Here is a 23,129-nt window from a genome sequence, read left to right on the forward strand (position 1 = left end):
CTGGCGAGAAGTATCCGATCAAGAAAACTGCTTGGCAAATAACGCGCGCGCTGGCGCGCATGTCAAACCTTCTGTTCAGATCGAACAGACCGGACACTGAGAATCGCGGCGCAAATGAACGCCGCGCAACTCGGTTCGCAACCCGTCGATGAGAAGGATTCGCCCGATCAGCGGGTCACCAGCGCCAGTCATGAGCTTCACCGTTTCCAGCGCCATGGCCGAACCTGTCATACCGGTAATCGCGCCGACAACGCCAACCTCGTCGCAGGCTTCGGCAGCCGGTGGCATTTCTGGAATCCAGCAGCGATAGCAGGGCGCCTCAGCGATCACGCCGGAGGCAAAGACGCTGACCTGTCCGCTCCAGCCACTGGCCGCGCCGGACACGAGGTAGCGCCTGTTTGCATGCGCGAAGGCGTTGAGCGCGAAGCGGGTCTCGAAATTGTCGGTCGCATCAATCAGGATGTCCCCGGAGGGCGTGGCGCCTTCCACAAAGCGCGACAGCTGGACGGAGACAGTGATGCCAGGATCGAGCGCACTGATCCGGGCGGCGAGGGACGCGGCCTTTTCCGTGCCCGTGTCGGCGTCTGAAAACTGTATCTGCCGCTGCAGGTTCGAGCGCTCGACCCGGTCATCATCCCAGAGCTCAATCCGGCCCACCCCAGCTGCGGCGAGATAAAGCGCGGCGGGCCCGCCAAGGGCGCCGGCGCCGATAATCGAGACGGAAGCGGCGCGCAGTTTTGCCACGCCGGGCCCGCCGATTTCCTTCAGCAGGATGTGGCGCCGGTGGCGGTCGATATCTTCAGGCGAAAGGCTCATGCGCGGTTTCTCAATGCCGTTGACGAGTCGGCGTTTTCCCGTGTACGGATGTAAATCCAGGCGGGCGCGGATGCCTGCGATAGCTTTGGCGCCTCAGCTTCGGGCAGGCGTGCAGCGGAAAACTTCCGGGAAAAAGCGGACGCCTTGGAGATCCGCACGCCGGGCCGCGCGATGACGGCGATCGGCAGCAGCCGGGCAATTTCCTCCCACGCCTTCCAGCGATGAAACCCGTAGAGATTGTCCGCCCCCATCAGCCAGACAAACCGGGTCGTCGGCGCGGCCTTGCGAATCGCGCGGACCGTATCGATGGAATAGGTTAGGCCGAGGTCATTCTCGATTGCGGAGACTTTCATGCCGGCGCCGCGCGCCATGGTGCAGGCTGATTCCAGGCGGTCGGTATAATCTCCGTGGTCGGACTTCAGTGGATTGCCGCGCGCCACGATCCACCACACCTCGTCGAGCTTCAGGCGTTTCAGCGCGGTCTCCGCAACCAGTAAATGGCCCTCATGGGCAGGATTGAAACTGCCGCCAAAGAGCCCGATGGCGAGGCCCCGGGCGGGGCCGGGCAGGCGGGCGCGCTTCAAGGGCGGACCTGCCCTGTGCCGCGAACGGCATATTTGTAGGTGGTGAGTTGCTCGGCGCCGACCGGGCCGCGCGCATGAATGCGGCCGGTGGCAATGCCGATCTCGGCGCCGAAGCCGAACTCGCCGCCATCGGCAAACTGGGTGGAGGCGTTGTGCAGGACGATGGCGCTGTCGACGGCCGCGATAAAGGCTTCGGCGGCGGCAACGTCCTCGGTGATTATGGCCTCGGTATGGCCAGAGGACCAGCGGGCGATATGGGCCAGCGCGCCGGGCAGGCCGTCAACGACCGCGATGGACAAGATCGCGTCGAGATATTCGGTGGTCCAGTCGGCTTCGGTCGCAGGGGTGATGTCGCCGAGGATCGCGCGCGTTCGCCCATCGCCGCGAAGTTCGCAGCCCGCTACTGTCAACGCGCCGGCGATCTGCGGAAGCAGCGTTGCGGCGATGTCGACATCGATCAGCAGCGTCTCGGTTGAACCACATACGCCGGTGCGGCGCATCTTGGCGTTGACCACGATCTCGACCGCTTTCTTGGGGTCTGCAGCGGCATGGACATAGGTGTGGCAGAGGCCTTCCAGATGGCCGATCACGGGGACACGGGCTTCAGCTTGCACCCGTTCGACAAGGCTGCGTCCGCCGCGCGGCACGATCACGTCGAGTGCGCCATCAAGGCCTGCGAGCATGTGGCCGACCGCGTCACGGTCGGTGGTGGCGACGAGCTGGATCGCGTCGACGGGCAGCTCTTCGGATTTCAGGGCGCCGCGCATGGCATCTGCCAGGGCGCGGGAAGAGTGCGCGCTTTCCGAGCCGCCGCGTAGGATCGCCGCATTGCCCGAGCGCAGGCAGAGGACGCCTGCGTCCACGGTTACATTCGGGCGGCTTTCATAGATGATGCCGATGACGCCCAGCGGCACAGCGATGCGCGCAATGTCGAGGCCGTTGGGACGGGTCCAGCGAGCAAGCTCGCGGCCCAGCGGATCGGGCAGGGCGGAGACGGTCTCAACGCCGGCGGCGATGCCTTCCAGGCGCTTTTCGTCAAGCGCGAGACGGTCCAGCATGGACGGGGTAAGGCCATTGGCTCTGGCGGCGTCCATATCCTGCGCATTGGCCTTCAGGATTTCCGGCGCAGCAGCGCGGATGGCTGCAGCGATGGCCATGAGGCCGCGCGTGCGGTCCTGCGCTGTCAGTTGGCCAAGCTCGCGCGAGGCGGCGCGGGCGCGGGCGCCCATGTCGAGCATTGTTTCAGCAAGTGCCGCGTCAGGTAGCGGTGTCTGGATCGTCATCCGGTTGGTCTTGCCGCAAACGGGCCGGACCGGCAAGACCGGGCAAGGATCAGGATGGCGGTACCGAGCGTACCACCCGAAACCCGATATGGCGGTCCCGCGTGGTGATACCGACACGCGACCGGTTCGCCGCGCGGAGCTGGCCCTGCCCGCTCTTGACCGAACCGCCGCGCACCACACGCCGTGAGCAGTCCCCCGACAGAACAGCGCTCCCATCGGTCGGGGCGTCGGCATAGCCGTTGACATAGCAGTCCTCGACCCATTCGCTGAGATTGCCAAGCATACCCATGAGGCCGAACGGATTTTCCGGCAGGCTGGTCGTCTCGCGCACCCGGTCACGCGGCGCGTTTGCGGCGTCGAACCGGTCGCCCCACCAATAGGACGTCGTCGTACCGCCGCGCGCAGCATACTCCCACTCCGCCTCGGTTGGCAGGCGGTAGGCATCGCCCGTCGCGTTGGACAGCCAGGCGGCATAGGCATTGGCATCGCGCCAGGAAACTGATGCGACCGGATACGCGCCACTCTCCTGAAGGTTCGGGCGATAGCCGTTGCACCCGCCCGACTCAACGCAGGCTGTCCATTGTGCGCCGGTGATCTCGCCGCGGCTGATCTCGAACGGGGCGAGCGTGACTTCGTGCTGCGGGCCCTCGATCGGTTCACGTCCTGGCTCGTTGGTGGCGGAGCCCATCATGAAGGTTCCACCAGCAAGCGCTACCATGTCGGGGCAATAGTCGCATGGTGGTGCGGGTTCCGGAGCGATCTCTTCGACCTCGGGCGCCGGCACAAGTTCTGCCGTGCTCAGCGATACCGTCTCGGTGACCGGCATATCCTCCGGGGCCGCAGGTTCAGGCACCGTTGCCGCAGCCACCTGAGTATCGTCCGCGACAACGGCGGTTGCGGCAACAGGTTTGATCCGATCTTGGGGCAACAGCTGTGAGATAGCAAACCCGGCAAGCACGATGGCAACGAGCCCCCCTGCGAATATCGGCAGGGGCGACGATGATTTCTTTGCGGGCGGCGGCGCGGCGCGTTGAGGGGGAGGCGCAGGTTTTGGGGGCGAGGGTAGCGGCGGGACGGGCTGAATGCGAGGTGCCGGCGCCGGCACAGCTGGCCGCACGGCAGCTGCCTTCGCTTCGGCCCGCGCGATGGCCGCCAGCCGGTTGCGCGCAAGATCGGCATAGTGGCCGTTCGGATACCGCTTCAGGTAGGCCTCGAAATCGGCGGCATCATCGTCATCCTTAATCGACGTCCAGAAGGTCAGCTCCATCGTCATGTCGGGCGTGGGGGCGGTTGCGGGAGCAACAGGGGTTGCTGGCGCTGTGACGGGAACCGCTGCCGCAGACACCTCGTCCTCCGGCATTACCCGCCGGACATCTGCAACGAATTCGCGCCAGCGAGGATCGGCCCGGTCGCCGTTCCAGCCGATCAGGTCGGCCGACTGGGTGAGCTCGAACATGATCGGGCGTTCAGCGTTCTCGATCATCGCAGGGATCAGTACCGACGTGCGCTGGCCAAGTGTCGCCTCGGCGCGCACCCATTTCGATTTCACCGAAGTTGCCGACCAGAGAACGATCACCACATCGGCTTCGCGCAGCATGCCTTCGGTTACTTCGTCATAAGTCTGGCCGGCGCGCAGTACCTTGTCCCACCAGACCGCAAGGCCTTCAGCCATCAGTGCCTCGGCGACGATCTGGGCCTTCGGCCTGTCGGCCCGGCTATAGGACAGAAATATACTTGCCATGCGTCGTCCCCACGTGTTGCACATTGGAGGATTGCACAGAATTCACGTTGTCCAAAGAGGCAGGCAGGGAGGGGCTGACAGGCGCCTGAAATACCGTAATCTCAGTTCAAACAAGCACACGGCGGAGGACAGCCATGATCGACATCGAAGCGATGCCCTACATTGCGGATATTCCGCCTGTTCAGGCAAGGCTGCGCCCGGACGAAACGGCGCTCTGGTTTGAGGGCAGGGCGACGAGCTTTGCGCAGCTCGAGACGCGCTCCACCCAGATTGCCAATGGCCTTGTCCGCCTCGGTTTGCAACCGGGTGACCGGGTGGGCTACCTCGCGAAAAATACCGACGCCTATTACGAGATCCTCTTTGGCTGCGCCAAGTCGCGCACCGTGATGACCGGGGTCAACACGCGGCTCGCCCCGCCGGAAGTGAAGTTTATCCTGTCGGACGCGAAAGCCCGGGTGCTGTTCGTCGGCAGGGAATTCTACGGGATGATTGACCAGATCAAGGCAGAGCTGCCGGATCTGACGCGCATCATCACGCTCGATGGTGACCGGGAAGACTGGGACTATTTCCCTTCCTGGCGCGATTCCAAGAAGACCGATCCGGTCGCCATCGACGTAAAGGGTGAGGATGATGTCATCCAGCTCTACACATCGGGCACCACCGGCCTGCCCAAGGGCGTTCAGCTGACCAATGACAATTACCGCGCCTTCTTCACCCAGGCCGGCATGCTCGAATGGTCGAGCTATGATGCGGGCGAGGCGATCATGAACGCCATGCCGCAATTCCACGTGGCGGGGGTAAATGTCGGCGTGCTGGCCAGCCTTCAGGGTGCCAAGACGGTCATCCTGCGCGACATCGACCCGGGCCTGATCCTAAAGCTCATTCCCGAGCACAATATTGCCCACGCCTTCTGGGTGCCTGCGGTGATCCTTATGCTAACGCAGCAACCGGCCATCCGCGAAACCGATTTCTCCAGCCTCAAACAGGTCTTTTACGGCGCCTCGCCGATTTCCGAAGCGCTGCTGCGAACGGCCGTGGAGATCATGGGCGCGCGGTTCACCCAGCTTTACGGGTTGACCGAAACCGTCGGTGCCGGAACTTTCCTGCCGCCCGAGGCGCATGATCCGAGCTGGGGAAAACTCCGCTCTTGCGGCGTGCCCTGGCCGGGCGCGGTGGTGCGAGTGGTCGACGGGGAGGGCAAGCCCGTGCCCACTGGCGAGGTGGGCGAGATTGTCATCAAGTCCGGCTTCGTCATGAAGGGCTACTGGAACCGGCCCGACGCCACCGCAGATGCAGTTCGCAATGGCTTCTTCCATACCGGAGACGCAGGCTACTTCGACGAGGACGGCTTCCTCTACATCCATGACCGGGTGAAGGACATGATCGTCTCGGGCGGGGAGAACGTCTATCCGGCCGAGGTCGAGAACGCGATCTTCGGCGCGCCGGGCGTGGCGGACGTTGCCGTCATCGGCGTGCCCGATGAGAAGTGGGGCGAGGCGGTCAAGGCCATCGTGGTGAAGAAGCCGGGCGAAGATCCGTCCCCGGAGAGCATCGTTGCCTGGGCGAAGGAGCGTATCGCCGCATACAAGGCGCCCAAATCTGTGGACTTCATCGACGCCCTGCCGCGCAACCCGTCGGGCAAGATCCTGCGCAAGGACCTGCGTGAGCCTTATTGGAAGGGCATGACGCGGCGGGTCGGCTAAGCGCGGTCAGGGATGATCCTCGAAGACAAAGCGCGGTCCGCTACCGGTCTTACCGGCCTGATCGCCGGGATTGTAAAGCGCGCAGCGTTTCAGCGAGAGGCAGCCGCAGCCGATGCAATTGTTGAGCTTGCCGCGCATGTTTTCCAGCTCAGCGATTCTCCGGTCGAGAACGGCGCGAATGTCGGCGCTGATGGCGCGCCAGTCCGAGGCCGTTGGCGTGCGCCCTTCGGGCAGGGCGGCAAAGGCGCGTGCCACGTCCTCGATTGTCAGGCCGAGCGACTGCGCAATCTTGATGAAGGAGACGCGCCTTATGTCCGAGCGCAGGAAGCGGCGGTGTCTCCCGGCCGGGCGGAGGGAACGGACTAGGCCGCGTTCCTCATAATATCGCAGCGCCGAAACCGCGACGCCGGTGCGCGCGGCAAGTTCGCCAATTGTGAGGACGTCAGAATGTTTGAGGGCCATGCAATATTCTGCTTGATCTAAAGTGCACTTGAGATTGTAGCAGAGGTGTCAGGCACCAACCACCCTGAAAGAGGCCTGGCCATGACACAGAAAAATCCAAGACCCGCCCGCATCGAGCATGTGAACATCACCGTGCCCGATTCCGAGCACGCCGCGCAGATTTTCGAGAAGATCTTCGGCTGGCATGTCCGCTGGCGCGGCAGGGCTATGAGCGGAGGGCACACAGTCCATGTCGGCTCGAAAAAACACTATCTGGCGCTCTATTCTCCGCTGTCGGAGAAAGGCTGCCCTAAGCGGTTCCAGAAGGGCGTGCCGCTCAATCATATCGGGATTGAGGTGGACGACATCGTCGCCATCGAGACCCTTGTGCGCCAGGCCGGCTATGCGCCCTTCGGCCATGAAGATTATGAGCCCGGCCGCCGATTCTACTTCCTTGACGAGAGCAATATCGAGTTCGAGGTGGTGTCGTATGCGCCGGTTCTCGAATATGCCGGCAAAGCAGAAACACCTGCCCGGTAAAGGCGGCACGCGGCCCCGGCCAGCGCGTCCTGCACCGGGGTGACAGCCTGTAGACAAAAGCTGTGTTCGCGCCTCAGTTGGCGAGCTTCATCCAGTCGCGCGCCGATTGCAACGCCATCTTCACTTCGGCGGAGGTCAGCATTTCTGCCATTTCCTGGCGCTGGGTGCGGGCTTCCTCATGACCGCGGACGGCGGCGAGGTTGAACCATTTGTGCGCTTCAACAAGGTTGATCTCGGTGCCGGTGCCGGTCGCATAGGCAAGGCCTGCGCGGTAGAGATCGTCGGGAAGGGAGTGCGCGCCAAGCAGGCTTGCGGGCTCCACATGTGTATCTGAATAGGCCATGTCTCTTGTCTTTCACTCCGCTGCCGGCCGGCCGGGTTTTCCCGTGCGATGGCCGGTAATCCATCACTCGCCAGATCATCCGGCGACGGATAAACCCTGCCCTGAGAGCGTTTGAACATGGTTAAGATGGCATTTGCCATGACGCGGCTTTGTAAACGTCGCTTGTGCCCGCGTTAACAAATGACCGGAAACGGAGGATTTGAGCCTCAAATAGCTGCGCGAAGGTGGTATTTATTCCATTCCCGGATAGCGCGGAAAGGCGGGAATTTCGCTCAGATGCGCCATCCAGCCTGCTTGCTCGGCTGTCTGTACCTGCGCGTCGGGCGTGAATGTGCCTGGCTCGTCCAGCGTCATAAGCTGAACATCGACGATGCCCGGCAGGTAGGTCTCATTGATGTAATAGAGGCCTGTGCCGCAGGAGGGACAGAAATAGCGGAAACTGTCCCCGGAAGAGTTTGTCACCTGCGGCGCGCCGGCGCTGATCCGGAAATCGTTCTTGGGCACTATGGCCCAGGCGACCATCGGCGCCCCGGCGCTTTTCTGGCAATCCCGGCAATGACAGACCGAGACCCGCCCGGGCCCGTGCGCGATTTCATACCGCACGGCGCCGCACCGGCACCCACCTGAAAGGGACATGTTCGCCTCCCGCCATAAGTTCATGTTATGTTCTTTTGCCATGCGTGCTGCGGCGGGTCAATCGAAAGGCAGGGAGGGCCAAAGGAAAAGCCCCGCAGTTGCCTGCGGGGCTTTCCCGTTTACCGTGCCGCAGCCTGAAATCAGGCGGCGATCTTCTTCTTGGCCAGAGACTTGGCGAGTTTTTCCATCGCCTTGCCCTTGTCGATATTCTCGACAGCGGCGAGTTCGCGGGCCATCCGGTCCAGCGCGCTCTCATAGAGCTGGCGCTCGGAATAGGACTGCTCGGGCTGGTCATCGCCACGATGCAGGTCGCGAACGACCTCCGCGATCGAGATCAGGTCGCCCGAATTGATCTTGGCTTCGTATTCCTGGGCGCGGCGCGACCACATGGTCCTCTTGATACGGGCCTTGCCGCCGAGCGTCTTGAGCGCGTCATCGACCAGTTTCGAGCCAGCCAGGGCTCGCATGCCGGAAGCTTCAGCGCGGTTGGTCGGCACGCGAAGGATCATCTTGTCCTGGTCAAATGCCACGACATAGACTTCCAGCTGCATGCCCGCGACTGTCTGACTTTCGATACCGGTGATTTTGCCCACGCCGTGCGCTGGGTAGACAACACTCTGACCGACCTCGAACGCATGAGTCCGAGCTTCTGCCTTCTTCGCCATATAGGTAAGACCCTTTTCTACACACACATTAAGAGAGTCGAGTTCTTCCAGCCCAGTTCCTGATTCAGGTTCTGAGTTAGGATTTCCCGCTCTTCTTGATTGTTGTTCAGATCTTCCGTGTAGCACATTCTTACAGGAAATACAACAGCATGGCACATACGTTGCTGAGAGGTAAAAGATGAAGAATCAGGGAAATCGTTAACGGGCCCTGATCCTTCAACATCCCCGCAGCCACTGCAGACTGTCGATGCCGGGGGAATTTATTCCCCCTTAGGTGGCGGTCAGTCGCCCGTTCCCGGATTGGCGCTGAAGTATTTTTCCAGCTTTCCAGTTTCCTGGGCAAACTTCTCCCGGTCCGCTGGGGGTTCCTTGATCCGGGTGATGTTGGGCCAGACCTTGGCAAAGTCGGAATTGAGCTTCAGCCATTTGCCGTCCGGATCGTCCTCGGTGTCGGGCTTGATGGCCTCGACCGGGCATTCGGGCTCGCACACGCCACAATCGATGCACTCATCAGGGTGTATGACGAGCATGTTCTCGCCCTCATAGAAGCAGTCGACGGGGCAAACCTCGACACAGTCCATGTATTTGCAGCGGATGCAGGCGTCGACGACGATATAGGTCATGGTAGATCCGGGGTCTTCTGGCGGAATTTCAGCCTCGCCAATTGGCGATGCAAGGCGCACCTGTCAATGAGGCGTACTACACAGGGTCGGGAGATTGGCTCAAACCGTGCCTGATGTGCGCGCTTCAGCGCGGCGGCGGGCTTCGGCGCGCTGCACATCATCGACGTGCAACAGGCCGGCCACATGGCGCGCATAAGCGTCTTCTAGGTCTGAGCGTTCGCCATCGGCATAGATGACCCGGTAGACCGCCTCAATCACCTTCACGCGTTCCGCCATCGGCAGCTTCTTCGCGTGCTTGGTGAACTGGTGGCTGCCGACCGCCTCTTCGGCGAGGGTTTCTGCCTCGGAGAGCAGGGCATCGGCCTTGTCGGCGTCGAATTCGAACGCTTCGACCAGGATTTCGGCGATCATGTCGCTCTCGATATTCACGTAGAGGCCGTCGACCAGTGCCGCTTCCACCAGCAGCGCCGTGACCGCCACATAAGGCGGCATGGTCTGCTCGGCAGGCGTTTTGGGCGTCAGCAGGCGCTTGATGCGGTCCATCATAGATCGGCCTCCAGGGGGCGGTAGAGCGCCCGCGCTTCCTCTGCGGGCCCGCGGCGGTCGCCGAGGCCGGTCACTTCAACGCTGTAAATACGCCCGGCCTTTCCGAATGTCACCACGTCACCGGCAACCACCAGCGCGCCAGGTTTGTCGGTCTTCCGGGTCTGGCCTAAATGGGAAAGGCGCACGCCCTGCCCGCGCACATGCGCGGTGGCCAGCGCCCTGGTTTTGAAGAAACGGGCCCGCCAAAGCCAGATGTCGAGGCGGAGCGACGTTTCTTCCGGCATTTGCGCGCAGCCTGTTACTCGAAGGGTTTGTAGGTGAAGCCCGCCTTACCACTTGCCGGCTCAATTTTCTCCGCAGACTGCTCTCGCGGCTTTTTCTGTTTCTGCGGGCGCGGTGGTTTGGGCGGCTTGGGAGGGGGCAGCAGGGCGGCCAGAGCGGCAAACGGGCTGTCGGGATCAGCCACCTTGCGCGGCGGCGGGGCCGGGCGATTGTCCGGGCGATTTTCCTGGCGCCGGGCACCCCGACTGTCATTGCCGCGCTGGGGCCGGCGATCATCGCCGCCCCGGTTCCGGTCACGGCCCTGGCCCTCGCCCCGCGGGCCTTTGCCCTGCGGGCGATCCGTGGGCGGACGGCCAGAGCGCTCGCCTTGTGCGGGTTCACGCTGGGGACGCTCGCCCTGCGGCCGCTCGGCGCGAGGTGGACGGGCAGCCTGCCCTTCCTCGGGGCGGGAGCGGGCACCATAGCGCCAGAGTGTTACGGCGCCGGTTTCCTTGTCCTTTTCAGCGGGCGCCAGGCCAAAGCCCTTCAGCACGCCAGGCCAGTCATCGGCGGGGCAGGAGACCATCGAGGCAAGGTCGATAGCAATGGCGAAGGCGTTCTTGCCCGCGTCCTTGCGGCGCTTGGCAATTTCCCAGCCAAGGCGCTCTGCAAGGTCTGCGCGCACGGCGCGGCGGCCAAAGCGCAGATAGCCGTTCGCGGCGAGCGCTTCTTCCGGCCACGTTCCATCCAGCGCGAAGGAGCCCGCGCCTTCCGGGGCAAGGGGATATTCGGTTACAGATGCAACCGCTTTCAGGATGGCGATCACGCGCTGGGCGGCCGGCTTCTGCGCGTCGGGCGCATGCACGGCGACCCGGCCTGCACGGATGCCGGCAGCTTTGAGGGCTTCGCGCTGCTCAGGCGTGATGCGCGCCGGCGGATCGTCCGCTCGCAGATCAATCGCAGCGCCACTTTCCAAGATGCGGAAAGCAAGGCCCCGCGCCATGCCTTCCAGCCCGGCGCCGGTTTCCCCGCTCGCCAGTTTCGCATGGGTCGGCAATATGCGGGCAATGTCGCCCTTCAGCCATTCTTCGACGCGGGAGAGGGCGGGCGCGCGTTCGGCCGGATCCACTTCCACGGCGCCGATCAATTCCACGCGCGGGGCAATCCAGCTTGTGCCTTTCATCAGGCGGGCAATAGGGGCGCCCCTGAAGTCGATCTCGGCCCCTTCGGTCAGCTTGAAGGCGTCTGAAGGTGCCCCGGCAATCTCTGTTAGGCGCTGGCTCAGCATCGGGCGGATGGCGGCCAGGGCAGCCCCGCGCACTGCCTTGCCTTCAAGCGTCCTTGCATCGAGCACGGGCTCGAAGAAGAGGCCTTTCAGGCGGCCGACGAGATGGCCTTCAACGGTCACGTCGCCGTCGGGCGTCAGATTGGTCAAGAGCGCGTCTTCCTTCTTGAGACTGGCGAGCAGCGCTGTGGTGCGCCGATCGACAAAGCGGGCTGTCAGCGCTGCGTGTAGCGCGTCTGAAAGGGAGTCTTCTATCTCCCGCGTTTTCTGCTGCCAATAGGATGGGTTTTCCAGCCAGTCCGGGCGGTGGGCGGCATAGGTCCAGGTTCGGATCGCCGCAAGGCGCTGTTGCAGCTTGGCAATGTCGCCCAGCGGGGAGGCAAGGTCCTCCATCCGCCGCTCGAGCCCTGCGTCCGAAAGGCGGGCGTCCGGGTCGGCAAGGGTCTCGGCGAGTCCAAGCACCAGCCGCCCATGCCCTTCCGGGCCGGCCTTGCGAAAGTCCGGCAGCCGGGCAAGGTCCCAGAGGCGTCGCACCTTGCGCTCGCCGCTGATATTCGGCCCGATGCCGCCTTCCTCGCTCATCCGGCGCAGCACCCATTCGTCCAGCGCGCGGGGATTGTGGATCAGCATCGGATTGCCCGAGGGCTTTTCCAGGCTGCGGATCAGGGATTTGAGGCTTCCATAGTCGAGGGCTGAATTGCGCCACTGGATCGCGTCTACCGGATCAAATCGGTGAGCTTCGATGGCCTTCCACTCTTCGTCTGCAAATGCCGGGCAATTGCCTGTCTCGCCAAACTCGCCATCGGTGCGGAACCGCCCGGCGCGTCCGGCGATCTGCCCGCATTCGCCGAGGCTGAGCGGGCGGTGGCGGCGGCCATCGAATTTGGAGCGTGAGGCAAACACTACCCGTTCAACATCGAGGTTCAGCCCCATACCGATCGCGTCGGTCGCGACGATGTAGTCGACTTCGCCCGACTGGTAGAGCGCCACCTGCGCGTTGCGGGTGCGGGGGGAAAGGGCGCCCATGACAACGGCTGCTCCGCCTTTCTGGCGCCGCAGCAGTTCGGCAATCGCGTAGACTTCCTCTGCGCTAAAGCCGACGATGGCCGTCCGTTTGGGCAGTTTGGTGATCTTGGTGTGGCCGGTATAGCGCAGCTCCGAGAAGCGCTCGCGCGGCTCGGTCTCCACGCCCAGCTTCAGCTCGCGCAGGAGGCCTCGCATCGTGTCGGCGCCCAGCAGCAGCGTTTCATGGTTGCCGCGCATGTTGAGGATGCGGTCGGTGAAGACGTGTCCCCGGTCGTCGTCCTCGGCGAGCTGGATCTCGTCGATGGCCAGGAAATCCGGGCGGATGTCGGTGGGCATGGATTCCACCGTGCAGACGAAATATCGCGCAGTCGGCGGGCAGATGCGCTCCTCGCCGGTGATCAGCGCGGCGCTGGCATAGCCCTTGGCGGCGACCACCCGGTCATAAACTTCCCGCGCCAAGAGGCGCAGCGGCAGGCCGATCATACCGGTGCCATAGCCCAGCATCCGCTCGATGGCGTAATGTGTCTTGCCGGTGTTGGTGGGGCCCAGAATGGCCTTGAGCGTGGTCATGTGAAGGGAAGGGATGGGGGCGCGGGCGCGACAGGTCAAGCGCGCGGCATGTCAAAGCGGACCATGCCCTCGGTGCCTGGATGAAAACCGGGCGGCAGGCGTGTGGCTTCGTCATAGAGCGCCCCGGCAAAACGGGCCTTGCGGATGTCGCCCCAGAGACAGGCCGCGCCGCAGAGATTGGCCCCCGAAAGGTCTGCCTGCCAGAGGTTTGCCCCGGTCATGTCCGCGCCCATAAGGTTGGCATGGGTCAGCCTTGCGGCGCGCAGGTTAGCCCCCTTCAGGGCCGCGCCGCGCAGATGCGCATAGGTAAGGGAGGCGGTCATCAGGCGCGCATGGCTAAGGCATGACCCGACAAGGTTGGCCCAGTCGAGCCGGGTGCCTCGCAATTCGCAATTGCGGAAACGCACGCCGGCAAAATCCTGCCCGCGAAGGTCTGCGCCGTGCAGGTCGCGCCCCTCGATCAGGAGCGGGCGCAAGGCTGTGCCGGCCGGAACGCCTGTTCTCGTCACCAAAGTGTCCATCCGTGACCTATCTTGTCCCAGACTGTCCTTCTGTGGGCATTTGCCCTGGAATGGAAGGCCTTGATTTGACAGCAGGCTTTCCCGAGCGGATGTCTCTGCTCCCAGCAAGAGGGAGAGAGACATGGTCACACTTCAGCCGATTGGATGGGTGCGGGGCGGACGGGCTGATCCGGTCGATGATAATTGGGCCGGTGAGCGCGCCTTGATCGAGCTTGCCCCCGGTTCCCGGAAAGCGCCCTTTTTGGCCTCGAGACCTTCAGTCATGCCGAAGTGATCTTCTTTTTCGACCGGGTTCCCGAGCAGAAGATCGAAACCGGCGCACGCCATCCCCGCGGCAATATGAACTGGCCCCTGGTCGGCATCTTCGCCCAGCGGGGCAAGAACCGGCCAAACCGGCTCGGGCTCTGCACCTGTCGCATTCTCGGGGTTTCGGGCCGATCTGTCCGCGTCGGCGGCCTCGACGCGATCGACGGCACGCCGGTGCTCGATATCAAGCCGGTTATGCGCGAATTCCTGCCACGCGGGCCCGTGGAGCAACCTGACTGGGCTGGAGACCTGATGCGGGACTATTGGTGACAGCGGGCCGGAATATTCCGGGTTGGACAGTTCAGGCGCCTCGTCATAATCTGATCACAGCGTTAACTTATTGAGCTGGGGCGTTCAATGGCATTCGCAAGGGGATATCCGGCATGTTGAAACACTACACTGCAAGGACGGCGCGCGCGGCAGTCGCGATGGCTTTGGGCGGCGTGGCCTTGCTGACAGGGTGCGACCAGATCGATACACGGATCGACCGGGCCCGCGAGATCGCCGATGCGTCGGTCGATCAGATCAGCGGCGAGACCGTGATCGACCAGACCTATGTCAATCTTGAGCGTGCTGCCCCGGCAGACCGCGCGCTGGCTGGCACCGTGATGGCAGAATTCGTCATCGCCGAAGAGGACCGCCCGATGTTTGCCGTCGGCTCGATCATTGCCAAGCCCTTGAATATTCCTGCCACCGAAACTCTCGAACTCTCAGAAGACACCGCCATGATGGAGGAGGAACTCGACTATTTCGACTCCCCCGAAGGCGCGGAAATGATGGCCGAAGAGGAAATGATGCGCGCTGCGCCAGCGCCGCCGCCCTCGGTGGTCGAAGTCCCAGGAGGCGCCGGAGATATTGTCGCCGAGCCTGCCCAGGCCCTGCCCAAGATCAGGCTGGACCCCAACTCGGCCTTTGAGTCCCGCCAGGAAATCGCCAATGCCAGTCGGCAGATGGAGCAGGTCGCCATCTCCGATGACGCCCAGCGCGTGCAGATGCGGCGCCTCACCAAGGAAGACCTTCAGGCCATGGCTCCAGAAGAGAGAGTGGAAGTCCGCAAGCTGGCCCGCCGCGCTCCGGTGGAGCGCGCAGTGGTGCGCAAGCAGATCGATGCCAACACCGTCATGCTCGATGCGATGACCAAATATGGCGTCGGCGGTGAAGTGGCCCTATCGCGCCAGGGGCAGATGATCATCCAGATCGGGCCGGATGGCGCAAATCCCACCCAATTCACCGGCAGCAGCAATCCATCAGAGTTCCTCGCCCGGTCAGAAGCGGCCGTCTGCCCGGAAAATCCGGATGCGGAGCTGATCCGCCAGGACCTTGCCGTGGCAACCGCCTGCATCGTGAAGGACCTGCGCGCTTCGGGCCAGTTTGAATATGTCGAGCAGGACTTCATCTTCCAGAACCAGTTTGCCCGCAAACCCAAGGACCAGCCTTCGGGCACGCCAGGGGAGACCAAAGCCGGGTCGACCGGCTCGCCGGGCGTCCAGCCCGTCAAAAGCGCACCGAATGATCCGCTCTGGGCACTGCAATGGCACTTCCGTGACAAGGGCACCGCCGACGGCCGCACGGCAGGCGGGGCAGGCTTTGAAAGCTTCTGGACGCGTCAGGGCATTACCGGCTCGGACGGCATCGTTGTCGCTGTGGTCGATACCGGTCTGCAGATGAGTCATCCCGATATTGCCGGCTCGCCCAACATCATGCCGGGCTATGACATGGTCTCAGATCCGCGCATGGGCAATGACGGCGATGGCCGCGACACTGACCCCAATGACCCGGGCGACATGTGCGACCCGACCAAACCCAATGCTGCCGATAGTTTCCACGGCACGCACGTGGCTGGCACCATTGGCGCGGCGGCGACCAATAATAGCGCTGGCGTTGCAGGCGGGGCCTGGGATGTGCGCATCGTGCCGGTGCGCGCGCTCGGCAAATGCGGTGGGCGCCTGTCGGACATAAACGATGCCATCCGCTGGGCCGCCGGCCTCGTGCCGGCTGAAGTCTCAGACGAGAACAATGTCTGGACCGAAGTCTGGAATGAAAACCCGGCCGACATCATCAACCTCTCGATCGGTCTTCTGGGGGCCTGCCCGGCCTCGCTGCAGGACGCCATCGACTCGGTGACGGCAGAGGGCGTGATCGTCGTCTCCGCGGCCGGAAATGCCCGCATGTCGACCAGCCTCTACGCCCCAGCGGGCTGCCGGAACGTCGTGACAGTCGCCGCTAGTGACGCGCGAGGCCAGATTGCGCCTTACTCTAACTTCGGACCGGAAGTCATGGTCCTCGCCCCGGGCGGCGACCTGACGCGCGACGACAATGGTGACGGAAAGCCTGACGGCGTCCTCTCCACCAAGGCGGCCACTAACTGCTATGATCCGGTCACCGGCGAAGGCGTCGAGAACTGCTTCTACGCTTACGAGCAGGGTACCAGTATGGCCGCCCCGCATGTCTCGGCCGCGCTGGCGCTCCTGAAGGCTCGCGATCCATCGGCCAGCCGCGAAGAGATAATCAGCACACTGAGGGAGTCGCTCGATCCGCGCGAAAATCTGCAATGCGCAGGCCTCTGCAGCCGGTATCCGGGAACCACCCCTATCGAAGGCAGCCCGGACATGTGCGCCCGCCCATGCGGGCAGGGGCTGCTCAACATGGCGAATGTGCCGCTGAAAGCGACAGGCGGAGGCAGCCGATAAGATGGCGTTTCCCCGCATTCCACTCGATGTCCGCGGCCCGCTCGGGGTGCTCGGGATCGGCCTGATTGCCGGCGCCGCAGGCTTAGCGGCTGTCGGAACGCGGGGCGGGGAAGGGTCCGGAACGGAAGCCGGCGTTACAGGGCTGGCCGCAACCACCGGCCAGCCGGAGGCTGTGCCCCCGCCGGAGACATCCGGCATGGCGTTTGATCCCCCACCGGGACGGCCCTCCCTGATCATCGATCCGGAGCCCGCGCCCCTGCCTGCCGAAGAGCCGGAGGAGGAGAGGGCTTCCCCCCTCCCGCAGGTGACGATCCAGCGCGATGGCCAGGGCGCTGTCCTGCCCGCGCGCGCTGGAACGGCGGAGGTTGTCTTCATCGTTCGCCTGAAGGGTGCGCCCGAAGTCGATATCATCACCCGCAACTTCAAGCGCGATCCTGCCGCTGCGCAAGCCGCCTGGATCGCGCTGACAGAGCGCATCCCGGTATTGGCCGAGTTCGAGCTTTCCGGTGCCAGCTATTCCGGCGAGATGCGCCTCTCCCGTCGCCTTGCAGAGGCAACGCCGGCCGCCATCAAGGATGTGCAGGACCGCCTCCTCGCCATCGAGGGCGTTGCCTATGCAGACCCAGACTATGTAGCCCATCCCGGCCAGAAGGACATAAAATGAGATCGCTCCGTCTTCAGATCGTCCCCCTCATGATTTCCGGCGGCCTGCTGCTCACCGCGTGTGACCAGGTCCGCTTCCCGGGCGCCAGCGGCCAGCAGGACGCCGAGCCCAAGCTGATTGAAGAGCCTGCTGCTCCGGATACGGAAGAAACCGGCCCTACTGAAGTGGACCTTCCCGTGCGCCCGGAATCCTCCGCAGGTGAGGCTGCGATCGACTGGGAAGCCGCCCGGAGTGACCTGGCTGCCCGCCCTATCGAAGAGCGCGAAGGCAGCTTCCAGGTCGCCTCGGGAGATGCGGCCCCGCCGGTTCCGGTCTTCCTGCCGTCGGCCCCTGTATCGGTGCAGGGCGGGGAGTCGGACGTCCGTTTTCAGTCAATGAGCGATGGCTATTACGCTTTCTTCCCCGGCGAGAAATACGACACCGTCGTCAACGGCACCAACAAGATCATTGCCGCACCCGGCGAGCAGCCCGCCGCCCGCAATGAAGCCTTCAATTTCCAGCCGACCATGACCGGCGCCCAGATCTCCTTCTCGCGCTATGGCGCCGACTATCTCGTCGAGTTCGAGTGCAAGGAGCTGACCAACGGCCTACCGGCTTGCATCACGCAGGAAGAGGCTGAGGCTTTTGCAACGGATCTGGTAATATCGGGGACCCGCTGATGCTGAAAGCACGTTTATCCGCAATCGGAGTATGTGGCGTTTTGATGCTACTCGGCGGGTGCGACTTTGTCCGCCTGCCCGGCGATGGCGGCCCCCCGCCCGAGACGCCGGAGCCCGGCCCCGCCATTCCGCCCGGCGCGCCAGGTCCGCCCCCGCCCGAGCCGGGGGAGGACCCCTGGGCGCTGCCCCCGCTTGAGGAAGAGGAGGCCCCGGCGGTTGATCCCGTGGACGGACCACCCACCGAGGAAGAGCCAGCGTCCCCGGAGATGCCGGTGGATGAAGCGCCCGGCGGCGAAACGCCTACGGATGAAACACCGGCTGAAGACCCGGCCCTGCCGGATGACCCCGGCACCGATCCCGGCGAGCCGGAAACACCCGAGCCTCAACCCCAGCCGGAGCCAGAGCCGGAACCGGTGGTCGAACCGGTGTTCAGCTTCCACGCGCCCGGCGCCCTTCTGGCCGGGTCTGGCGGGGGCTTTTCCGAACAGATCGTGCATGCACCGGGCATTGTCTTCCCGATCAAGTCGGCTCCGGCCTTCCTCCAGTCGCAGGTGTTCATGTTCGGAGGCGGCGTTGCCGGCGGCGATCAATGCGATGCGCGCAATTACGAATATCCCTGGCGGGACAATTTCTGCGAAACCCGCTCGGCCAATCGCGGCTCGCCCTTCTGCCCGGTGAACAGGATCCATCAGGGTCAGGACATCCGCGTCGGCACGGCGGCCGACTGCAACACGCTGCGCCGCCAGAGTGCGGCTCAGCGCGGCATCCATGAAGTCGTCGCTGTCGAGGATGGCGTCATCTCTTCGATCGGCACGTACACGGTCAAACTCCGCGGCGAAGGCAGCATCTACAATTACATGCACCTCAACATGAACCGCCTCGCGGTTACCGCCGGTCAGTTCGTCAAGGCGGGCGATCTGATCGGTTATGTATCGAATGATTTTGGTGGCACACCGACCACGATCCACCTGCATTTCGAGATTACCCAGAACACCGCTGGCAATGGCTGGGTGCATGTCCCGCCTTACCTCTCGCTCGTGGAAGCTTACGAGCGCCGCGAAAACGGCCCAGGCGAGCAGCTGGAGCCGGAGATCGGCATTGCCTCGGCGCCAGACTGGGTCATCCCGGAAGGGTATGAGATCATCGAGTGAAGCAAGAAGGGCGGCCCTCGGGCCGCCCTTTTCGTATCTGGTGGATCTGGTCGAGCGCCAGCCGGGCGTCAGCCCGAAATCGCCTGCTCATCGCGTTCGCCGGTGCGGATGCGCAGGATGGAGTCTAGGTCATGGACGAATATCTTGCCGTCGCCGATGGTGCCGGTATTGGCCGCTTGGGTGATTGCCTCGATGAAGCGCTCCACATCCGCGTCTGCGCAGGCCAGCTCCACCTTCACCTTGGGCAGGAGGCGTACTTCGTATTCGGCTCCGCGATAGACTTCGGTCTTGCCCTGCTGGCGGCCATAGCCGCGTACTTCGGTGACGGTCAGGCCCGTTGCGCCTGCCTCGGAAATCGCCTCGATGACCGCGTCCAGGCGGCTTGGCTTGAAGACGGCTGTGATCTGTTTCATGGCGGGTTCCTGTCTGCTGGGCCGGACGCTGCAAGTGCGAAGGTAATCAACATGGGCGTCTCGTCAATGTTCTTCACGTCTTGCCGCGCGGGCAGGACGGGCAAGGCGCACGCGATCGGTCACCGGGGCGGCGGTTCCGCCCTTTGGCGGGGCATAGAGGCGTTTCACCGCTTCGATAAGCACCACCCCGCCAATGCCTGGCGCAATGAGCCGCCCCATCGCTTCCCAGCCTTCGGCCGCGGATGTGACAAGGCCAAGGTCGGTCGGTGGCATGTAGAGCGCGCTGGAAGAGGCGGTCACCTGGAACAGCCCGGTCGAGAGCAGGTTTGACAGCTGGCTGCGCGTCCAGGGCCGGCCATGCCCGAACGGCGTGCGGGTTGCCCGCGACCATAGCCCGGCGCGATTGGCCGCAGCCAGCACGATGCGGCCCTCCGGCGCGGTCACGCGCCATATCTCGCGCAAATAGGAGCGCGGGTCGCCGGTTTCTTCCAGGCCATGCAGGATGATCACCCTGTCAAACATCCCGTCCGGGAAGGGGAGGCGGGGGTCGCCCACAGCGACGGCAGCGTTACCCCGGCCGGAATAGTCCCATCGCACGGGCCCGTGCTCATGCGGCACGGCGGCGATCATCCGGCGCGGCCCGCCGGAGAATGCATCCAACACGGGCAGGGCATAGCCCAGGCCAAGTACCGAAAGCCCCTTGGACTCGCCCCACAGATCGGTCAGCTTGCCCGACAGGATGCGCGCGGCGGCCTTTCCGAGGTCTGACGCATAGAAGCGTTCAAGGGTGACGGCGTCCTGTCGCATCGTTATGGGTGGCTTGCGCGTTCCTGTCGTTCGGGGGCGGTTAGTGGAGGTAAGAAATGACTGTCGTGATTGAAATACACCAGTTTCCCTGCCTGAACGATAATTACGGCTATCTGGTGCATGAGCCCGGCTCCGGCCAGACGATTGCCATCGATACGCCGGACGCCGCTGTCTACCTCGCCGAAGCGGAAAAGATGGGCTGGCAGATCAGCGAAATCTGGAACACCCACTGGCATCCGGATCATGCGGGCGGAAACCTCAGGATCAAGGAAGCGACCGGCTGCCGCATTATCGGCCCGGCCGGGGAGGCGGCGAAAATTCCGGGCATCGACCGGGCGGTAAAGGGCGGCGATACGGTTGAGCTCGGCGGTGCCACCGCAATGGTTATCGATGTACCCGGCCATACGCTCGGCCACATCGCCTTTCACCTGCCCGATCAGGGCGCCGCCTTCGTCGGCGACGCGGTCTTCGCCCTCGGCTGCGGCCGCGTGTTTGAAGGCACCATGGAAATGATGTGGGAGAGCCTCTCCCGCATCAGGAAGCTGCCGAAGAAGACCCAGCTCTACTGCGCGCACGAATACACCGCCTCGAACGCGAAGTTCGCGGTCACCATCGAGCCCGAAAACAAGGCGCTGAAAGACTATGTTGCCTGGATCGAGAAACGCCGGGCCGAAGGCAAGCCGACTGTACCGGCGCTACTGGAGCGGGAGCTGGAGACAAATCCTTTCCTGCGGGCAGACCTGCCCGAGATGCAGCTCGCCATGGGGCATTCGGGTAATGCGGTAGCCACCTTTGGGGAAATCCGTGGCCGGAAGGATCGCTTCTGATGAGGCCTGCCATTTCCGGCGATTTGGGTCCAAATGAAATCATCAGGATGCTCGCCCTCCAGCCCCATCCGGAAGGCGGCCATTATGGCGAGACCTACCGCGCGGCAGGAGGAGACAGCCACCGCGCCAGTCTCACCGCCATATACTATCTCCTTCAGGTGGACGAGATTTCAGCCTGGCACCAGGTTGATGCCGATGAAGCCTGGCTCTGGCACGCGGGCGGTCCGCTCGCACTGACCCTCTCGCCGCCGGACGGGAAGGGCGCCTCAGGCGTCATTCTTGGCCCGGACCTGCGCGCCGGCCAGCGCCCGCAGGCAATCGTCCCGGCCGGGCACTGGCAGACGGCCGAGACGCTCGGCGCCTGGACGCTTGTATCCTGTCTTGTAGCGCCGGGCTTTGAATTTTCCGGTTTCACGATGGCTCCGCCCGGATGGCGGCCGGAGGTCTGATCAAGGCGCTCCAGACACCAGAAAACTCCAACTGCGCTGGAGTTTTTCCGGGGAATTATCCACAGGAGAAGCCCCCGCTTGTTCAGCCAGCGATGTACTGCGCGCCGTTCACCGTCATGGTAGCCCCGTTGATGAAGGCGGCTTCGTCTGAGGCGAGATAAGCGCACATCGAGGCGATCTCCTCGGCCTTGCCCAGACGGCCTACCGGGATCGTCGCAATGATGCCATCGAGCACTTCCGGCTTCACTGCCTGCAGCATCTCGGTATCGATATAGCCTGGCGCCACGACGTTTGCGGTGATGCCCTTCTTGGCGCCCTCATAGGCCAGCGCCTTGGTAAAGCCGATGAGCCCGGCCTTGGCAGCCGAGTAGTTGGCCTGGGTAAACTGGCCCTTCTGGCCGTTGATCGAGGAGATGTTGATGACCCGGCCCCAGCTGCGTTCGCGCATTCCGTCCCAGACCTGGCGGGTCACATTGAACGCCGAGGTAAGGTCGACATTTATGACCTCTTGCCACTGAGACAGGGTCATCTTGTGGAACGGCGCGTCCCGCGTGATGCCGGCATTGTTAACCAGAACGTCCACTGGTCCCAGATCGGCCTCGACCGCCTTCAGGCCTGCGCCAACGGCGTCATAATCGGCCACGTCGAACTTGTAGACCTTGATGCCGCTCTCTTTGGAAAAGGCCTGTGCGGCCGCGTCATTGCCGCCATAATTGGCCGCCACGGTGTAACCTTTGGCCTTCAGCGTTTCGCTGATTGCCTTGCCGATGCCGCGCGTTCCGCCGGTAACCAGAGCCGTCTTTGCCATGGTGCATTTCCTCCCAATTGTCTCATTGGGATAAGCCTTGCCCAGAAGAGGGTTCCACATCAATAGCGCATTGGTGTTGAAAGGGTTATGTGCAACTGTTTCGCACTAGCACAATAATTGCTTGCTCCATTGCAGGGCATCGCGCGAGGTGAGGAAATGGCCAGACAATCGGGCTCAGTTGGGCCGATTATCATAAAGAAATACGCGAACCGGCGTCTCTACGACACGTCGACATCGTCCTATGTCACTCTGGAACACCTGTCCGATCTTGTCCGGGAAGGCCAGGACTTTGAAGTCCGGGACGCCAAGTCTGGTGAAGACCTGACCCGGCAGGTGCTCACCCAGATCATTTTCGAGCACGAAACCAAGGGCCAGGGCGCTTTGCCACTCAATTTCCTGCGTCAGCTGATCGGCTTCTATGGCGGCGGCGCGCAGGCCTATCTGCCGTCATTCCTGGAAATGTCGATGAACAGCTTCTCGCAGGCCCAGAAGGAATGGCGCAAGGCCGCCAATCCGATGAGCATGTTCGAGGCTCAGACGCGGCGCAACATGGCGATGTTCGAGCAGGCGATGAAAATGTTCATGCCCGGCGTCGCGCCGGGCAGCACTGGTCCCGCCGAGCCCCGCAACGCGTCCCAGCCACCGTCAAATCCGTTCATGGAATATCAGGCTGAAGCACTTGCCGCGATGCAGGAGCAGATGGAAGCCATCCAGAAGCAGCTGGCCGACCTTTCCCGAAAGGAATAAGGCCGGCCGGGCGCTCGGACTGTC

25 protein-coding genes and 1 pseudogene are annotated in these 23,129 nt (G+C 63.5%); 10 read left to right on the forward strand and 16 right to left on the reverse strand.

Translation table 11 applies throughout. The features are described from left to right. Positions 1 to 75: 75 nt before the first annotated feature. From KG722_RS03970 to KG722_RS03985, 4 genes are read right to left on the reverse strand one after another with little or no spacing between them, the layout of a single operon-like run. Positions 76 to 816 carry a ThiF family adenylyltransferase gene (locus KG722_RS03970; protein ID WP_213269689.1) on the reverse strand — a complete coding sequence of 247 codons (741 nt, stop codon included), beginning with the start codon at positions 814 to 816 and terminating at the stop codon, positions 76 to 78. Continuing rightward, positions 813 to 1,400 carry a nicotinate-nucleotide adenylyltransferase gene (locus KG722_RS03975; protein WP_213269692.1) on the reverse strand — a complete coding sequence of 196 codons (588 nt, stop codon included), beginning with the start codon at positions 1,398 to 1,400 and terminating at the stop codon, positions 813 to 815. Before KG722_RS03975 ends, KG722_RS03970 begins: the two co-directional genes overlap by 4 nt. Then, a complete protein-coding gene (locus KG722_RS03980; protein ID WP_213269694.1) occupies positions 1,397 to 2,683 on the reverse strand; it encodes a glutamate-5-semialdehyde dehydrogenase in 1,287 nt (428 codons plus the stop codon). The genes KG722_RS03975 and KG722_RS03980 overlap by 4 nt, the downstream gene beginning before the upstream one ends. A gap of 49 nt (positions 2,684 to 2,732) precedes the next feature. Further along, entirely contained in the window at positions 2,733 to 4,424 is a 1,692-nt protein-coding gene (locus KG722_RS03985; RefSeq protein WP_213269701.1) for an SUMF1/EgtB/PvdO family nonheme iron enzyme, read from the reverse strand. Between the two features lie 134 nt (positions 4,425 to 4,558). Between KG722_RS03985 and KG722_RS03990 the strand changes: the two genes are divergently transcribed. Then, positions 4,559 to 6,127 carry a long-chain-fatty-acid--CoA ligase gene (locus KG722_RS03990; RefSeq protein ID WP_213269702.1) on the forward strand — a complete coding sequence of 523 codons (1,569 nt, stop codon included), beginning with the start codon at positions 4,559 to 4,561 and terminating at the stop codon, positions 6,125 to 6,127. Positions 6,128 to 6,133: 6 nt separating this feature from the next. Here the strand turns inward: KG722_RS03990 and soxR are convergent, their stop codons facing one another. Further along, a complete protein-coding gene (gene soxR, locus KG722_RS03995; protein ID WP_213269704.1) occupies positions 6,134 to 6,589 on the reverse strand; it encodes a redox-sensitive transcriptional activator SoxR in 456 nt (151 codons plus the stop codon). Positions 6,590 to 6,670: 81 nt separating this feature from the next. On the opposite strand from soxR, the gene KG722_RS04000 reads away from it, so the two are divergent. After that, the gene (locus tag KG722_RS04000; protein ID WP_213269705.1) at positions 6,671 to 7,108 is read left to right on the forward strand and encodes a VOC family protein; all 438 of its coding nucleotides are present in this window, start codon (positions 6,671 to 6,673) and stop codon (positions 7,106 to 7,108) included. Between the two features lie 73 nt (positions 7,109 to 7,181). Here the strand turns inward: KG722_RS04000 and KG722_RS04005 are convergent, their stop codons facing one another. From KG722_RS04005 to KG722_RS04040, 8 genes are all read right to left on the reverse strand, one after another. Continuing rightward, positions 7,182 to 7,451: a hypothetical protein gene (locus tag KG722_RS04005; RefSeq protein ID WP_213269708.1), complete on the reverse strand. Its 270-nt coding sequence runs from the start codon at positions 7,449 to 7,451 to the stop codon at positions 7,182 to 7,184. 231 nt (positions 7,452 to 7,682) lie between these two features. Then, positions 7,683 to 8,087 (reverse strand): GFA family protein, encoded by a 405-nt coding sequence (locus tag KG722_RS04010; RefSeq protein ID WP_213269710.1) that lies wholly within the window; start codon positions 8,085 to 8,087, stop codon positions 7,683 to 7,685. A gap of 140 nt (positions 8,088 to 8,227) precedes the next feature. Next, positions 8,228 to 8,752 carry a CarD family transcriptional regulator gene (locus KG722_RS04015; protein ID WP_213269712.1) on the reverse strand — a complete coding sequence of 175 codons (525 nt, stop codon included), beginning with the start codon at positions 8,750 to 8,752 and terminating at the stop codon, positions 8,228 to 8,230. Between the two features lie 281 nt (positions 8,753 to 9,033). Further along, complete coding sequence (gene fdxA, locus KG722_RS04020) at positions 9,034 to 9,375, reverse strand: ferredoxin FdxA (RefSeq protein WP_213269714.1); 342 nt, start codon at positions 9,373 to 9,375, stop codon at positions 9,034 to 9,036. A 99-nt stretch (positions 9,376 to 9,474) separates the two neighbouring features. Further along, entirely contained in the window at positions 9,475 to 9,921 is a 447-nt protein-coding gene (locus KG722_RS04025) for a TerB family tellurite resistance protein (RefSeq protein WP_213269716.1), read from the reverse strand. Further along, on the reverse strand, positions 9,918 to 10,205 hold the full coding sequence (locus tag KG722_RS04030; RefSeq protein WP_213269718.1) for an RNA-binding S4 domain-containing protein: 288 nt from the start codon (positions 10,203 to 10,205) through the stop codon (positions 9,918 to 9,920). Before KG722_RS04030 ends, KG722_RS04025 begins: the two co-directional genes overlap by 4 nt. A gap of 14 nt (positions 10,206 to 10,219) precedes the next feature. Beyond that, positions 10,220 to 13,063 carry a helicase-related protein gene (locus KG722_RS04035; protein ID WP_213269720.1) on the reverse strand — a complete coding sequence of 948 codons (2,844 nt, stop codon included), beginning with the start codon at positions 13,061 to 13,063 and terminating at the stop codon, positions 10,220 to 10,222. Positions 13,064 to 13,098: 35 nt separating this feature from the next. Continuing rightward, positions 13,099 to 13,572, reverse strand: coding sequence for a pentapeptide repeat-containing protein (locus KG722_RS04040; protein WP_213269722.1), 474 nt, complete (start codon positions 13,570 to 13,572; stop codon positions 13,099 to 13,101). A gap of 133 nt (positions 13,573 to 13,705) precedes the next feature. On the opposite strand from KG722_RS04040, the pseudogene KG722_RS15370 reads away from it, so the two are divergent. The 5 genes and pseudogenes from KG722_RS15370 (at position 13,706) to KG722_RS04065 (ending at position 19,054) form a co-directional block, all read left to right on the forward strand. After that, a pseudogene (locus KG722_RS15370) lies at positions 13,706 to 14,160 on the forward strand (SAM-dependent methyltransferase). Positions 14,161 to 14,273: 113 nt separating this feature from the next. Then, positions 14,274 to 16,580, forward strand: a complete 2,307-nt coding sequence (locus KG722_RS04050; RefSeq protein WP_300998221.1) for a S8 family peptidase — start codon at positions 14,274 to 14,276, stop codon at positions 16,578 to 16,580. Position 16,581: 1 nt separating this feature from the next. Further along, positions 16,582 to 17,244: a hypothetical protein gene (locus KG722_RS04055; RefSeq protein WP_213269724.1), complete on the forward strand. Its 663-nt coding sequence runs from the start codon at positions 16,582 to 16,584 to the stop codon at positions 17,242 to 17,244. Next, the gene (locus tag KG722_RS04060; protein ID WP_213269726.1) at positions 17,241 to 17,903 is read left to right on the forward strand and encodes a hypothetical protein; all 663 of its coding nucleotides are present in this window, start codon (positions 17,241 to 17,243) and stop codon (positions 17,901 to 17,903) included. The genes KG722_RS04055 and KG722_RS04060 overlap by 4 nt, the downstream gene beginning before the upstream one ends. A gap of 44 nt (positions 17,904 to 17,947) precedes the next feature. After that, the gene (locus tag KG722_RS04065; RefSeq protein ID WP_213269729.1) at positions 17,948 to 19,054 is read left to right on the forward strand and encodes a peptidoglycan DD-metalloendopeptidase family protein; all 1,107 of its coding nucleotides are present in this window, start codon (positions 17,948 to 17,950) and stop codon (positions 19,052 to 19,054) included. Between the two features lie 68 nt (positions 19,055 to 19,122). Here KG722_RS04065 and KG722_RS04070 read toward each other — a convergent pair whose 3' ends face one another. Both KG722_RS04070 and KG722_RS04075 read right to left on the reverse strand, forming a co-directional pair. After that, a complete protein-coding gene (locus KG722_RS04070) occupies positions 19,123 to 19,467 on the reverse strand; it encodes a P-II family nitrogen regulator (protein WP_011648376.1) in 345 nt (114 codons plus the stop codon). Positions 19,468 to 19,530: 63 nt separating this feature from the next. Further along, entirely contained in the window at positions 19,531 to 20,274 is a 744-nt protein-coding gene (locus tag KG722_RS04075) for a methyltransferase domain-containing protein (protein ID WP_213269731.1), read from the reverse strand. A gap of 56 nt (positions 20,275 to 20,330) precedes the next feature. Here KG722_RS04075 and gloB point away from each other — a divergent pair, with 56 nt between their 5' ends. Together gloB and KG722_RS04085 are read left to right on the forward strand one after the other, a co-directional pair. Beyond that, positions 20,331 to 21,101 carry a hydroxyacylglutathione hydrolase gene (gene gloB / locus KG722_RS04080; protein WP_213269734.1) on the forward strand — a complete coding sequence of 257 codons (771 nt, stop codon included), beginning with the start codon at positions 20,331 to 20,333 and terminating at the stop codon, positions 21,099 to 21,101. Positions 21,102 to 21,148: 47 nt separating this feature from the next. Further along, positions 21,149 to 21,550 carry a cupin domain-containing protein gene (locus KG722_RS04085; protein WP_300998222.1) on the forward strand — a complete coding sequence of 134 codons (402 nt, stop codon included), beginning with the start codon at positions 21,149 to 21,151 and terminating at the stop codon, positions 21,548 to 21,550. Positions 21,551 to 21,632: 82 nt separating this feature from the next. Here KG722_RS04085 and phbB read toward each other — a convergent pair whose 3' ends face one another. Then, entirely contained in the window at positions 21,633 to 22,358 is a 726-nt protein-coding gene (gene phbB, locus KG722_RS04090) for an acetoacetyl-CoA reductase (protein ID WP_213269738.1), read from the reverse strand. Positions 22,359 to 22,514: 156 nt separating this feature from the next. On the opposite strand from phbB, the gene phaR reads away from it, so the two are divergent. After that, positions 22,515 to 23,105, forward strand: coding sequence for a polyhydroxyalkanoate synthesis repressor PhaR (phaR, locus tag KG722_RS04095; protein ID WP_213269741.1), 591 nt, complete (start codon positions 22,515 to 22,517; stop codon positions 23,103 to 23,105). The last annotated feature ends 24 nt before the right edge of the window (positions 23,106 to 23,129 follow it).

The sequence above is a fragment of the Hyphomonas sp. genome (genome assembly GCF_018402285.1).
In the GTDB taxonomy this organism is placed as follows: Bacteria; Pseudomonadota; Alphaproteobacteria; order Caulobacterales; family Hyphomonadaceae; genus Hyphomonas.